16 protein-coding genes and 1 pseudogene are annotated in these 12,144 nt (G+C 68.0%); 5 read left to right on the top strand and 12 right to left on the bottom strand.

The window, feature by feature from the left end; genetic code table 11:
• Positions 1 to 75, top strand: a 75-nt coding sequence (locus tag ACZY08_RS00005) for a DUF5078 domain-containing protein (RefSeq protein ID WP_131811697.1), incomplete at its 5' end; no start/stop codon positions are given.
• Between the two features lie 5 nt (positions 76 to 80).
• Here the strand turns inward: ACZY08_RS00005 and ACZY08_RS00010 are convergent.
• Positions 81 to 388: pseudogene (locus tag ACZY08_RS00010) on the bottom strand (DUF417 family protein); the annotation flags it as partial.
• Between the two features lie 120 nt (positions 389 to 508).
• Here ACZY08_RS00010 and ACZY08_RS00015 point away from each other — a divergent pair.
• Positions 509 to 1,864, top strand: a complete 1,356-nt coding sequence (locus ACZY08_RS00015; protein WP_463742579.1) for a hypothetical protein — start codon at positions 509 to 511, stop codon at positions 1,862 to 1,864.
• Here the strand turns inward: ACZY08_RS00015 and ACZY08_RS00020 are convergent.
• Genes ACZY08_RS00020 through ACZY08_RS00040 form a run of 5 tightly spaced genes read right to left on the bottom strand, consistent with a single transcriptional unit; the run spans position 1,790 to position 5,327 of the window.
• Positions 1,790 to 2,257, bottom strand: a complete 468-nt coding sequence (locus ACZY08_RS00020; RefSeq protein ID WP_463742580.1) for a hypothetical protein — start codon at positions 2,255 to 2,257, stop codon at positions 1,790 to 1,792. The two genes, ACZY08_RS00015 and ACZY08_RS00020, sit on opposite strands and share 75 nt — an antisense overlap.
• Positions 2,254 to 3,363: a molybdopterin-dependent oxidoreductase gene (locus ACZY08_RS00025; protein ID WP_463742581.1), complete on the bottom strand. Its 1,110-nt coding sequence runs from the start codon at positions 3,361 to 3,363 to the stop codon at positions 2,254 to 2,256. Before ACZY08_RS00025 ends, ACZY08_RS00020 begins: the two co-directional genes overlap by 4 nt.
• The gene (locus ACZY08_RS00030; protein WP_463742582.1) at positions 3,360 to 4,013 is read right to left on the bottom strand and encodes a methyltransferase domain-containing protein; all 654 of its coding nucleotides are present in this window, start codon (positions 4,011 to 4,013) and stop codon (positions 3,360 to 3,362) included. Before ACZY08_RS00030 ends, ACZY08_RS00025 begins: the two co-directional genes overlap by 4 nt.
• A gap of 1 nt (position 4,014) precedes the next feature.
• Positions 4,015 to 4,671, bottom strand: a complete 657-nt coding sequence (locus ACZY08_RS00035; protein WP_463742583.1) for a TIGR04282 family arsenosugar biosynthesis glycosyltransferase — start codon at positions 4,669 to 4,671, stop codon at positions 4,015 to 4,017.
• Complete coding sequence (locus ACZY08_RS00040; protein ID WP_463742584.1) at positions 4,668 to 5,327, bottom strand: glycosyltransferase family 2 protein; 660 nt, start codon at positions 5,325 to 5,327, stop codon at positions 4,668 to 4,670. The genes ACZY08_RS00035 and ACZY08_RS00040 overlap by 4 nt, the downstream gene beginning before the upstream one ends.
• Positions 5,328 to 5,430: 103 nt before the next feature.
• Between ACZY08_RS00040 and ACZY08_RS00045 the strand changes: the two genes are divergently transcribed.
• Both ACZY08_RS00045 and ACZY08_RS00050 read left to right on the top strand, forming a co-directional pair.
• Positions 5,431 to 6,117, top strand: coding sequence for a response regulator transcription factor (locus ACZY08_RS00045; RefSeq protein WP_463742585.1), 687 nt, complete (start codon positions 5,431 to 5,433; stop codon positions 6,115 to 6,117).
• Positions 6,101 to 7,129 carry a sensor histidine kinase gene (locus tag ACZY08_RS00050; protein WP_463742586.1) on the top strand — a complete coding sequence of 343 codons (1,029 nt, stop codon included), beginning with the start codon at positions 6,101 to 6,103 and terminating at the stop codon, positions 7,127 to 7,129. Before ACZY08_RS00045 ends, ACZY08_RS00050 begins: the two co-directional genes overlap by 17 nt.
• Before the next feature lie 3 nt (positions 7,130 to 7,132).
• Here the strand turns inward: ACZY08_RS00050 and ACZY08_RS00055 are convergent, their stop codons facing one another.
• From ACZY08_RS00055 to ACZY08_RS00070, 4 genes are read right to left on the bottom strand one after another with little or no spacing between them, the layout of a single operon-like run.
• Positions 7,133 to 8,260, bottom strand: a complete 1,128-nt coding sequence (locus tag ACZY08_RS00055; RefSeq protein ID WP_463742587.1) for a nitronate monooxygenase — start codon at positions 8,258 to 8,260, stop codon at positions 7,133 to 7,135.
• 56 nt (positions 8,261 to 8,316) lie between these two features.
• On the bottom strand, positions 8,317 to 9,348 hold the full coding sequence (locus ACZY08_RS00060) for an NAD-dependent epimerase/dehydratase family protein (RefSeq protein WP_463742588.1): 1,032 nt from the start codon (positions 9,346 to 9,348) through the stop codon (positions 8,317 to 8,319).
• Positions 9,345 to 10,130 carry an S-methyl-5'-thioadenosine phosphorylase gene (locus ACZY08_RS00065; protein ID WP_463742589.1) on the bottom strand — a complete coding sequence of 262 codons (786 nt, stop codon included), beginning with the start codon at positions 10,128 to 10,130 and terminating at the stop codon, positions 9,345 to 9,347. The genes ACZY08_RS00060 and ACZY08_RS00065 overlap by 4 nt, the downstream gene beginning before the upstream one ends.
• Positions 10,131 to 10,136: 6 nt before the next feature.
• Positions 10,137 to 10,409, bottom strand: a complete 273-nt coding sequence (locus ACZY08_RS00070) for a hypothetical protein (protein WP_463742590.1) — start codon at positions 10,407 to 10,409, stop codon at positions 10,137 to 10,139.
• Between the two features lie 59 nt (positions 10,410 to 10,468).
• Between ACZY08_RS00070 and ACZY08_RS00075 the strand changes: the two genes are divergently transcribed.
• On the top strand, positions 10,469 to 11,341 hold the full coding sequence (locus ACZY08_RS00075) for a 1,4-dihydroxy-2-naphthoate polyprenyltransferase (protein ID WP_463742591.1): 873 nt from the start codon (positions 10,469 to 10,471) through the stop codon (positions 11,339 to 11,341).
• A gap of 10 nt (positions 11,342 to 11,351) precedes the next feature.
• On the opposite strand, the gene ACZY08_RS00080 is transcribed toward ACZY08_RS00075, so the two are convergent.
• Positions 11,352 to 11,918 carry a Clp protease N-terminal domain-containing protein gene (locus ACZY08_RS00080; protein WP_463742592.1) on the bottom strand — a complete coding sequence of 189 codons (567 nt, stop codon included), beginning with the start codon at positions 11,916 to 11,918 and terminating at the stop codon, positions 11,352 to 11,354.
• 1 nt (position 11,919) lies between these two features.
• Entirely contained in the window at positions 11,920 to 12,135 is a 216-nt protein-coding gene (locus tag ACZY08_RS00085) for a helix-turn-helix domain-containing protein (protein ID WP_454788410.1), read from the bottom strand.
• Between the last annotated feature and the right edge of the window lie 9 nt (positions 12,136 to 12,144).

Below are 12,144 nucleotides of genomic sequence, written 5' to 3' on the forward strand. Positions count from 1 at the left end.
GGCGTCGCCGCCAACACCACCGACGTCTGCCAGAACTACCCACCCAACGACATGTCGGTCTGGGACTGGCACTGACGCACCGCGCCAAGAGCGTCCCCGAGCGTCCATAGCGCAACACCGATGAGCACCAGGTCCTTCAACAGGAACTGACCGGGTTGCGCGCCGAGCACCGGGATCGGGCCTGCGTGGTTGACCACCACGCGACCGCTCCGGCGCTGAGGAAGTGATAGATCCACGACATGTTGGGACTGTGTTCGATAAGGACGCGGGCCTCCATCTTCACGTACTTCCCCACGCCGATCCACGCCAGCACGATGACGAGCCCGTAGCGGCTCACCCCTTGGCCGATCGCGGAAAGACGCTTCGGTAGCGCTGCACTCATCGTCATGTCGTCCTCCGATGTCATGAGTTCCACGATGCGCGGAACGAGGGGTGAATCCCACGACTCACCACCCGACGTCACCGAAACGTCAGACATGTCCCAGCGACGCGTGCCTAGGCTTGGGCCATGCAGATCAGTCGCCGGGAAGCTGTCGCGGTGGTCATCGGCCTGATCCTGGTGATAGCCGCATTCGCTGTGCCCCGCCTACATCTGGGTATCGTGACGCCACTGGTCAACAGCACACCCGCGCAGATCTACAGCTTCACCGACACCGCACCGATTTTCGGCTGGTGGAACGCGCACGTCGGCTGGGGCACCATCCCGGCGATCGCAATCGGAATAGCCGCGGCGTGGTGGGGTCCCGCACTCGCGCAACGGCTTTCGTGGAGAGCCGTTCCAGTGACTACGTGGGCGGCATCGTGCGCCTGGGCGTTCTCGCTGGCGATGGTCGACGGTTGGCAGCGCGGCTTCGCCGGCCGCCTCACGGCGCGCCACGAGTATCTGCGCCAGGTTCCGACGATCACCGACATCCCCGAGGCGCTGCGCACTTTCTCCTCGAGAATTCTCGACTACCAGCCCGATTCATGGATCACCCACGTGTCGGGGCACCCACCCGGCGCGCTGCTGAGTTTCGTGTGGCTGGACCGTATCGGCCTGGGCGGTGGCGCGTGGGCCGGCCTGCTGTGCCTGCTCGCCGGGTCCAGCGCGGCTGCGGCGATCGTCATCGCGGCACGTGTCCTCACCGACGAGACCACCGCACGGCAAGTGGCGCCGTTCGTGGCGGTGCCACCGACGGCCATCTGGATCGCGGTCTCGGCCGACGGGTACTACGCGGGGGTGGCAGCATGGGGAATCACGCTGCTGGCCGTGGCTGTGCACGGATCGGGATCGCGCCGGATCCTGTGGGCCGGCGCGGCCGGGTTGGTGCTGGGCTGGGCCATCTTCCTCAACTACGGACTGGCTCTCATGGCGGTGCCTGCACTGGCGGTGCTCGCGACAGCCGCCGACTGGCGAACTGCCCTACGTGTCGTGGGGCCCGCCGTGGTGACAGCACTGGCCGTGGTCGTGGTGTTCACGGCGGCAGGATTCTGGTGGTTCGACGGTTACACCCTGGTCCAGCAACGCTATTGGCAAGGTATCGCCGCCAACCGTCCGTTCCAGTACTGGTCGTGGGCCAACCTGGCATCCGTGGTCTGCGCCATCGGCCTGGGCAGCGTCGCCGGGATCGGCCGGCTGTTCGATGTCGCCGCGGTCCGGCGCCAACCGGGCCTTCGGATCGTGCTGATCGCCGCGCTCGTGGCCATCCTGTTCGCCGATCTCAGCATGTTGAGCAAGGCCGAAACCGAACGCATCTGGCTGCCATTCACGGTGTGGCTCACCGCTGCGGGGGCATTCCTACCGGCTCGGTCACAGCGCTGGTGGCTGGCGGTCAACGTCGTCGGCGCGCTTGCGCTGAACCACCTCATCCTCACCAATTGGTAGTAGTCGCACGAGCAGCTGATACAGCAGTACGCTCAGCCACACTACCGCCAGTGAAACATACAGTCCCAGAGGATAATTACGGTCGAGGACAGTCATGTTGTCGGGCCGCATCCCGGGCCGGCCGAACACCGGGACGGCCAGCAGAACCAGCACCACGCTGCACAGCGCCGCCACCGCGATCGGCGCGCGGGACGCGCCAGGGATCAGCCGACGACCCGCCCATCCCATTGCGGCGCACAACGGCGCGAAGACGAAATCGTGCACAACCACTCCGACTACTGCCCACACCAGGATCCTCATGATGATCACCGGTGGGTTCTCTGACAGCAGCAGCGCGCCGTAGCCCATCGTCCCGGCACCGATCAACGCGAGCAGCAGCCGCGTCACTGTCATCTCACCACCTCGATCCGCGACAGCCACTTCGTCTGCAGCACACCAGGTCTACTAGGAGCGATGAGACGGCACGGGTACCCGTGGTCCAGGTCGAGAGGCTCACCGTTGAGCCGCAACGCGATCAACGTCGCGCTGTCGCGAGCGTGCCGCGCGGGCAGCACCGTGCGGGAGTACGGGCCCGGTGGTTCCAGCGAGATCATCCGTAGATCGGAGTCCGGAGCGCCGCCCACGGCGGCGAGCAGATCGGCCAGCACCACCCCGGTCCAATCCGCGCCGACGCTCCAGCCCTCGACGCACGCCAACGGCAGCCGCCGGGTGGTCTGCGGTAGAGCCGACAACTCGGCGATGGTGAAGGTCCGCACCACGGCTCCCGAGGTCACAGTCAGCCGGTAGTCCGGGGAGGACGCGCTGCGCAGCACACCGGCCGCGATTGCCGACCGGTTCACCGGAACCCCTTGCGGCCCTTGCCCGGACCGCGGCGCCAGCACGGAGACGCGGCGCAGAAACCCCACACTCTGCCCGGCGGTCACGGCCGTCGCCAGCGCCACCGCCAGTCCGGTGGCACGGAGCACGGTGCGCCGGGTGGGGCCCGCGGTCACATCTCGTGTCGCAGTACCCGCCTCCCGATCCGGCGACTCCCCCAAGACGCGCCGGATCACTGGCAACTTCACCGCGACATGTACCAGCACGGCCCCCGCGGCCAGATAGGCCATGGCGTAGTGGGCGGTCGTAAAAAAGAAATCGAACGCGTACCACTGCGCGATGTTCAGCAGCCCGGTGGACAGTTCGAACAGGATGGCGCCCACCAGCACCAGGATCGACAACCGTTCCACTTGGCGCGTGAGGCCGCCGATCACCGGGCGCTCGAACAGCTTCGGCCATACCGACCACAGCTTGACCACCACGAGCGGAATCGCGGCGATCCCCGAGATCACGTGCAGCCCTTGGGTCAGCCGGTACAGCCAGACCGGGCGGGTGGGCCAGAAGAACCAGGGCTGCGGATGCTGGATGAAGTGGCTGATCAGCCCGGTGATGAAGCAGATGGCCACCGCGATGCCCAGAGCCGTTCCGACGCGGACGGTCACCGCCGGTCCGCGCAGGCTCATATCGCTTCCAAGGACGCGATGACCCGGTTACCGACGGGGTGCACCGCCGTCACCGCGAGGCCGACATCCCCGGCGAGACCGGCCGCGCAGTTCAAACCAACCGTCGCCCAACGGAACCACGGTCCGATGCTACGTACCGTCTCCAGCCTGACCCATGCCGCGTCGACTCCCGTTGTCATCGTGTCGAATTCGACAAGGCAGCGACCGCCCCGCCGAAGCAGCTCACCGGCGCGCTGCAGCACCCGCCACGGATCACCGCCCAGCCCGACATTTCCGTCGGCCAACAACACGGTGTGCCAGCGACCGGTTCCCGGCAGCGGTTCGAACAGGTCGCGGCAGAGCACCGGTGCGCCAATGTCGCGGGCCAGCTCGACCGCGGTGCGCGACAGGTCCACGCCGAGCGCAGGTAACCCGCGCTGCACCAATCCGGCGACCAGCCGTCCCGGCCCACAGCCGAGGTCGAGCGTCGGCCCTGAGCACAGGTTCACGATGGCCTCGTCAAATCGCCGGTCAAACCGCCGGTCGAAGCGGTGGTCGGCGCCGGCACCGCCCAGCCAGCTGTACACCGGCAGGTGACGCAGGCTGCCGTCGTCGCGCCGGATCCAGCAGCGTTCCCCTACGAGGGCACGGTCATAGAGCCGCCCGTGCATGTCAGATCCCCCGGACCGCGCGGACGAACCGGCTGCCCGGCGCACACGCCCGCCGCACCCCGGCGATGTCGTCAACCGTGTCGAAATCCGCCACCTCATCGACCAAAGCCACTGTCGCACCGGTGTCGCGCAGGACGGCAAGGGTTTCCGAGCCAGTATGCGACGTGGACATCTCGACGCCGGCCAGGCATGCGGCCGTGCGGGAGTCCCGGACACCCAGCACCCACCAGCCGCCGTCACGCGCCATCCCGAGCACCGCGTCCGCATCGGCCAACGCGAGCCCGCACTTGTCGAGCAAAGCGGCTGTCACCTGCGGGGTGTCCATCCCGATCTGCAGCACCGGCAACCCGGTCACCGCGGCCGCGTCGGCGTGCGCATTGGCCAGCCGCTCGGCGAAGCCGACGCCGCGCTGGGGCACGACGATGAAATCGTCCAGCCGGTCCTGAATTTCCTTGCCGCAGTGCGCCCGCTCGAGATCACCGGTGAGCGCCACCACCCGCGCGGCGACGGCGGCGTCGACAACCGCGTCGAGGGTGTCCAACAGCGCCGCGGCCGCGATGTCGGCGGCGGCCTCCGCACCGACTCCAGCGGCCAGCCGAGTCTTGGCCAGCCCGGGAACCGGCGCCTTGGCAACCACAAGAACCGCAATCGATTTCACGAGATCACCCGCCAGAAATCCAGTGCGGCAACAACACTGCCCCGCACCGATCCACTCACCTTGGATCGCCCTCCGGTGCGGGGTCCGTATGTCACGTCACGCTCGACCACCCGCCAACCGGCCTGGGCAGCACGGACCAACAGCTCGAGTGGATAACCGGACCGGCGATCGGTCACCCCCAGCCCGATCAGGGCATCTCGGCGGACCACCCGCATCGGTGCGATGTCGTGCACCGGCAGCCGGTATCGCTGCCGCAACCGCCAGCACACCACGGCGGTACCGAGCCGGGCATGCCACGGCCATTTCAATCCGGGGACCGGTCGTCGCCGGCCGATGACCAGATCGGCGCCTCGGTCGAGTTCGGCGACCAGCCTCGGGAGCTCCCCCGGATCCAGCGATCCGTCCGCGTCCAACACCGCCACGACCGGCGTGGCAGTCGCGACGACGCCTGCGTGCACGGCCGATCCGTACCCGCGGCGCGGCTCGGCCACCACACCCGCACCGAGCGCACGGGCCAGCTCCGCCGTGCGATCAGTGCTGTTGTTGTCGACGACCAGCACCCGGTATCCATCCGGTATCGCCGCCAGCACGCCCGCCAGCGAGTGCTCCTCGTCCAGGCAGGGCAGCACTACGGTCACGTGGTCGGCAGGGGCCATGACATCCGACGGTAGGCCGCCCCCGGCCCGCTGACCAGGGCCCAATCATGACGAAACTGTGACATAGCCGCAGGTAGCGGCGCCGCGGCAGTAGCCTCGAAAGGTGACCCGGGTACTGATCGCCGATGACGACACCGTGGTGCGCGATGTCGTACGGCGCTACCTGGAACGCGACGGCCTGGACGTCTCGATCGCACACGACGGCACCGAAGCAGTGCGGCTGCTCGACTCCGAGCAGATCGACGTCGCCGTTCTCGACGTGATGATGCCCGGTTCCGACGGGCTGTCGTTGTGCCGCGATCTCCGCCGCGACGGCGACTACAGCATGCCGGTGATCCTGCTGACCGCCCTCGGAGAGGAGGACGATCGCATCGCGGGCCTGGAAGCCGGCGCCGACGATTATCTGACCAAACCGTTCAGCCCTCGTGAACTGGCGTTGCGGGTGCGGTCGGTGCTGCGACGCAGCAGCGGCCTCACCACGCCGGTGCCCGCGGAGCTCGCCGTCGGAAATCTGCACGTCTCTACCGCGGCGCGCTCCGCCGCCGTCGCCGGGCGCCCGGTCAATCTGACCAACCGCGAGTTCGATCTGCTGGCGTTCTTCCTGACCAACAGCGACGTCGTGTTCTCCCGCGAGGAACTGCTGAAGCGGGTCTGGCGGTGGGACTTCGGCGATTTGTCCACCGTGACGGTGCACATCAAACGGTTGCGGTTCAAGCTCGGCGATCAGCACCGGATCCAGACCGTGTGGGGACGGGGCTACCTGTGGGGTACCGGTGCAGAACCTCGTTGAGATCATCGGCTGGGCGCTGGCCTGCTCGGTGCCGGTCGTCCTCGCCGGGGCGATCATCATCCGGCTGGCCCGGTCGTGGTCGCTCGCGCTGAGCATGGTGGTGCTGGTGCTGATCCCGACGCTGGCCACGTTCACCGGCGTGCTCGGCGCCAGCGGATTCATGATCACCGAGACCTTCGAGCAGACCGGCGTCGTGCTGGTGATCGTGTCGGTGGTGACCATCCCCGCGGCTGTCATGCTGGCCCGCTACCAGGCCCGACGCACGGTGTGGGAACAGGAGATCCGTGATTCTGAGCGGGCGGCCGAGCACTCCCGCCGTCGGCTGGTCGCGTTCGTAAGCCACGATCTGCGCACCCCACTGGCCGGGATCCGCGCTGTCTCCGAGGCCATCGCCGACGGTGTGGTCACCGACGACGAGGTCAGGACTCAGGCCAAACACATTGAGCAGGAATCGATCCGGCTTTCCGATATGGTCGACGACCTGTTCGAGATGTCGAAGATCAACGCCGGTTCAGTGCAGCCCGTACGCGAACCGGTGGCGCTCGACGAGGTGGTGGCCGATGTGATCGCCGCCCACCGGATACCGGCCGGCCGCGCGGGCGTGCGGTTGACCGCTGAACTCCCCCCGCAACCGGTGCGGGTACTGGGCAGTGACCGCTCCCTGGTCCGGGTGCTGTCGAACCTGGTGGCCAATGCCATCGCGCACACACCAGACGGGGGCAGCGTGACGCTGACCCTGGGGGCGGACCACGACGGCGCGTGGGCGCACGTCGACGACACGGGCGTCGGCATCGACGAAGCCGATCTTCCACGAGTGTTCGACGTGGCCTACCGAGGCTCCAACGGCCGTGTGCCACGGGCGGATTCATCGCTGCCGAGCGGATCAGGGCTGGGCCTCACCATCGCGGCGGGCCTGGTGCAGGCTCACGGCGGCACGTTGTCCGCCCGCAACCTGGACACCGGGGCGCGCTTCGAGGTGCGACTGCCCTTGGCAACCGACGCCGTCGAATAGCCGTCAGTCCGGCAGTGAGTTGCTCAGCCGCTCGGTGGCTGCCACATAGTCCTCGATGAACTCGCGCACCACCTCGCGTGCCGGTTTCACCTTGTTCATCAGCCCGACGCCCTGCCCGACGAAGTACGTCGCCAATGCTTGCGCACCAGGATGGCCTTGCGCGGCAAGCACATCGATTCGCCGGATCACGGGCTCGGCGAGCATGTTCTGCAACGGCAACGGAAGCGTTTGGTGTCCGGCAGGATTCGGCGCCCACGCCGCCGTCCACTCCGAGGCCAGCTGGCGCGCCGGCTTGCCGGTCCGCCCGGTCGAGCGCACGGTATCGCGCGACGTGGCCGCCAGCATCTTCTGCACGGTGTGCGGCGCCGTCTCGGCCTCCTCGGTGGTCAGCCACACCGACCCGGTCCAGGCACCGGCAGCGCCCATCGCCACAGCAGCCGCCATCTGCCTGCCGGTCACGATGCCGCCCGCTGCTAGCACCGGAATGTCGCTGCCGGCAGCCTCAAGGGCTTCAATCACCTCGGGGACCAGCACCAGCGTCGACACCTCGCCGCAATGCCCGCCGGCCTCGGTGCCTTGCGCGACGATCAGGTCCACCCCGGCCTGCACCTGCTTGAGGGCATGTTCACGGGCGCCCACCAGGGCAGCGACCGGGATCCCGCGCTCACGACCCGCCTCGATCATGTAATCGGGCGGTACCCCGAGCGCGTTGGCGATCAGCTTGATCGGATGACTCATCGCCACATCCAGCAGCTCGTGGCCGGTGTCGCCGGACAGCGAGGAGCCGCCCAGGCGCTGCTCGGCCTCGGGCTCGATGCCGTGATCGGTAAGCAATTGCGCGACGAACTCGCGGTACTCGGCGGGGATGCGGTCGGTGAGCTGCCCGCGGGACAGATTCTCGCCCTTGCCCTCGAATTTCGCCGGGACGATGATGTCGGCGCCGTACGGTTTGCCGCCCACCTGCTGATCGATCCAGGTCAACTCGCGGTCGAGCTGCTCGGGGGTGTACGCCGTGGCGCCGAGGACACCGAAGCCGCCGGCATTGGTCACCGCAGCCACCACGTCACGGCAGTGGCTGAAGGCGAAGAGGGGGAAATCGATCCCGAACTGCTCACAGATGGCGGGTTTCACCCCGTCAGTATTGCCACGCGGACTTGACGGGTGTCAAGAGCGCTCCCGCTCGCCACTCAGGCGCGCAGCGGCGCGAACGCGAACTCGGCCAACCCGTCGTACGGGTCGATCGCAGCCTCGAAGCCCAGCACCTGCGCGGCGCGCACCGGCGAGGCCACGATGTGGCGGACGTCGCCGCTGCGGTACTGACCGGTGACGACAGGCTGGTCCGCACCGCGGGCCTCGCACAGCCGGGCGGCTACCTCCATGATCGAGATCGGCCGCCCCGAGCACACGTTGAACGCGTTGAAGCCGTCGAGCCCGGCACCGACCGCGGCCACGTTGGCGGCCGCGACGTCGTCGACGTGGACCAAGTCGCGCATCTGCCCGCCATCCTCGAAAACCCTTGGTTCCCGGCCCGATTCGAGCTGTGAGCGGAAGATCGCCGCGACCCCGGAATACGGGGTGTCGCGCGGCATGTTCGGGCCGTAGACGTTGTGATAACGCAGTGCGACCACAGCCCCGGCACCTGCTTCCGCCCACGCCAGGCCGTAGTGCTCCTGCGCGGCTTTGCTCGCGGCGTACAGACTGCGGGGGCGCAGCGACGCACCCTCCCCGACGAGCCGCCACCGCAATTCTTCCCCGCCGATCGGGCAGCGGTGCTCGAACACCCCGGCGTCCAGGTCGGTGCGGGTGCGCGGCGCCGGATCGACCGGGCCATGCTTGGGACAGTCATAGCCTCCCTGCCCGTACACCACCATCGACGAGGCCAACACCAGACGGGTGCAACCGGCGGCGAACATCTCGGCAAGCAGCACGGCCGTCCCGTAGTCGTTCACGCCGGCATAGGACGGCGCGTCGGCCGCGTTGACCCCGGCACCCACCACCGCGGCCTGATGACACACCACATCGACCCCGGCAAGCAGGGGCGCGAGCGCCGAGCCGTCACGGATGTCGACCACGCGGCACTGCGGCGGCGGTTCTGCGCCGGGACCGTGCGCGGCGGGCAGCATGGTGTCGACGGCGACCACCTCGTGCCCGGCGGCCTGCAACGCGGCCCAGGTACGGGTACCGATGAAGCCCGCCGCACCGGTGAGCAGAATCCTCATGGCAGTTCGAACGGCAACTTCACGCCGTTGTGGGCGAGGCAATGCGTGCAGGCGCGCTCAGTGTCGATCGCGGCTACGGTTTCCAGGGCCTGGTACACGAGCTTCTTGAACGGCACCAGGTTGCGCTCGAATTCGGCGAACACATCCACGGTCCTAACCCCGGAACCCGCCTCGATCCCCGCATCCAGATCGGTCACCAAAGCTATTGCCGCATAACACATCTCAAGTTCGCGCGCCAGCACCGCCTCCGGATAGCCGGTCATGTTGACCAGGGTGAAACCCTGATCGGCGAACCATCGGCTCTCTGCCCTGGTGGAAAACCGTGGACCCTGGATCACCACCATGGTTCCGCCGTCCACCACGTCGGGAAGCCCGGCCGCCGCCGCCCGCAACGCCGGACAGTACGGATCGGCGAAGCCCACGTGAATGCCGCCGGAATCGAAGTAGGTATCGGCCCGGGCGCTGGTGCGGTCCACCAATTGATCGGGCACCACGATCGAACCCGGGCCCAGCTCGGCGGTCAGACTGCCCACCGCGCAGGGACCGAAGATCCGTCGCACCCCCAACGAGCGCAGCGCCCACATGTTGGCCCGGTACGGAACCGTGTGCGGCGAGTACTCGTGGTTGACCCCGTGGCGCGGCAGAAAGGCCACCTCATGGCCGCCCACCGTGCCGACCGTGATCGCGGCACTGGGAGCACCGTAGGGGGTGTCCAGGCCGACGGTACGGGCATCGGGCCCGAAGAACGAATAGAAACCACTACCGCCGATGACGCCGAGCATGTAGTGCTATTCAGCCTCGTCGGGTGTCGCGACGTCCTTCGGGTCATCGACGGGTTCGACGACGGGATCGTCGAAATCGGCATCGAAATCCTCATTGGCCTTGCGGGCGCCGTCGGCGATCTCGAAGACATCGGTGGCCAGGCCACCGATGACCGTCGCCACATCCTTGACGGCCGTGGTGATGATCGAGGTGACCTGCCCGACCGTCGAAGCCACTGCCTCGACGGATTCCTGCAGCACGTCCTTGCCGATCTCGGTCTTGCTGAGCTGCTCCTTCATGACGCTCAGTGTAAGAGTCCGCGCGGCCGGGCACCCGGCCAGCTCATACGATGACCGTCGTGGCCAGTTTCGCGCAATGGATCGAAGGCGCCCGTCCCCGCACCCTGCCCAACGCCGTCGCCCCGGTGCTCGCCGGTACCGGCGCCGCCGCCTGGGTGGGTTCCGCGGTGTGGTGGAAAGCCTTGCTGGCGCTGGCCGTATCGCTCGCGCTGATCATCGGGGTGAACTACGCCAACGACTACTCCGACGGCATCCGCGGCACCGACGACGTGCGGTCGGGCCCGCTGCGGCTGGTGGGCTCCAAACTGGCCTCGCCGCGGGCCGTGCTGACCGCAGCGGTGGTGAGCCTGGCGGTCGGCGCGGGGGCCGGGCTGGTGCTCGCGGCACTGAGTGCACCGTGGCTGATCGCGGTCGGCGCGGTGTGCATCGCCGGGGCCTGGCTCTACACCGGCGGCAAGAAGCCCTACGGCTACCTCGGCCTGGGCGAAATAGCCGTGTTCATCTTCTTCGGCCTGGTCGCGGTGCTGGGCACGCAGTACACCCAGACCCTGCGCGTCGACTGGATCGGACTGGTCGCGGCGGTGGCGATGGGCTCGCTGTCGTCGGCCGTGCTGGTGGCCAACAACCTGCGCGACATCCCCACCGACAGCCAGTCCGGCAAGATCACGCTCGCCGTACGTCTCGGCGATGCCCGCACCCGGCTGCTGTATCAGGTGCTGGTCGCCGTGGCGTTGGCGCTGCCTCTGGTGCTGATGCTCGCCACGCCGTGGTGTGCCGTCGGCCTGGTCGCGTTGGCGCCGGCGGTGCGGGCGTTGCGGCCGGTGCGTGACGGCAGCACCGGCGCCCAGCTGATCCCGGTGCTGCGCGATACGGGGCTGACCATGTTGCTGTGGTCGATCGCGGTGTCGCTGGCCCTGTTTCTGGGATCCTGAGCCGACGGCACTACGCCGCGTCGTCCAGGAGTCCGACGACGCCGTCGCGCAACTCGCCGGCACCTACACGTTCAGTGATCAGACCGACAGCGCGGCGGTCTCCCCCACGCAGAATTCCCAGCAGGATGTGCTCGGTTCCGATATAGCCGTCCTTGTGCGCCAACGACTCCCGCAGTGCCAGCTCCAGCACCTTCTTGGCCGGTTTGGTGAAGGGAAGATGCCCACGCCGTCTACGCCGTCGTCCGGAGCTGCGCAGCGCGTTGTCGAAGGCGCCGTCGCCGAAGGTGCGGTCGACGTTGGCTCGTACCGCCCTGAGATCGATGCCTATGGACCGCAGCGCTTCGGCGTCCCCGTCGAACGACTCGTCCCCGGGCGCATCGGCAGCCGCCAGCTCGGCGCGGACCACATCTGAGGTCAAGCCGAAACCTGCCAGCAGGGCGGATAATTCGCGTCCGGAACTCTGTAGCACGCCGACCAGAATGTGTTCGGGCCGGATGTCGTTGGCCTCGAGTTCGCGGGCCTCTTCCTGCGCCAGAACCACCGCAACGCGCGCGTGACGACTGAACCTCTCGAACATGTCATCCCTTCCGATTGTGCTTCTGGTGTACGGCCTGGCGGCTGACCTCGAGTGCGTCGGCGATCGCCTGCCAGCTCCAACCCTGTTCCCGGGCATTGGCGACGTGTATCGCCTCGAGCCGCTCCTGCAACCGCTGCAGAGCCCGCACGGCACGCAGCCCCACGGCTGGGTCCGGGCTACTGACACCGTCAGCGATCAGCTCATCGACTTCACTCACCCTGTCAAG

The sequence above is a fragment of the Mycobacterium sp. IDUB_9 genome, from assembly GCF_055419505.1.

Excerpts from the sequence above, each read along its gene's own strand:
- ACZY08_RS00015 (WP_463742579.1), top strand. The coding sequence starts at position 509 with ATGCAGATCAGTCGCCGGGAAGCTGTCGCGGTGGTCATCGGCCTGATC.
- ACZY08_RS00020 (WP_463742580.1), bottom strand. The coding sequence starts at position 2,257 with ATGACAGTGACGCGGCTGCTGCTCGCGTTGATCGGTGCCGGGACGATG.
- ACZY08_RS00025 (WP_463742581.1), bottom strand. The coding sequence starts at position 3,363 with ATGAGCCTGCGCGGACCGGCGGTGACCGTCCGCGTCGGAACGGCTCTG.
- ACZY08_RS00030 (WP_463742582.1), bottom strand. The coding sequence starts at position 4,013 with ATGCACGGGCGGCTCTATGACCGTGCCCTCGTAGGGGAACGCTGCTGG.
- ACZY08_RS00040 (WP_463742584.1), bottom strand. The coding sequence starts at position 5,327 with ATGGCCCCTGCCGACCACGTGACCGTAGTGCTGCCCTGCCTGGACGAG.
- ACZY08_RS00060 (WP_463742588.1), bottom strand. The coding sequence starts at position 9,348 with ATGAGGATTCTGCTCACCGGTGCGGCGGGCTTCATCGGTACCCGTACC.
- ACZY08_RS00065 (WP_463742589.1), bottom strand. The coding sequence starts at position 10,130 with ATGCTCGGCGTCATCGGCGGTAGTGGTTTCTATTCGTTCTTCGGGCCC.
- ACZY08_RS00070 (WP_463742590.1), bottom strand. The coding sequence starts at position 10,409 with ATGAAGGAGCAGCTCAGCAAGACCGAGATCGGCAAGGACGTGCTGCAG.
- ACZY08_RS00080 (WP_463742592.1), bottom strand. The coding sequence starts at position 11,918 with ATGTTCGAGAGGTTCAGTCGTCACGCGCGCGTTGCGGTGGTTCTGGCG.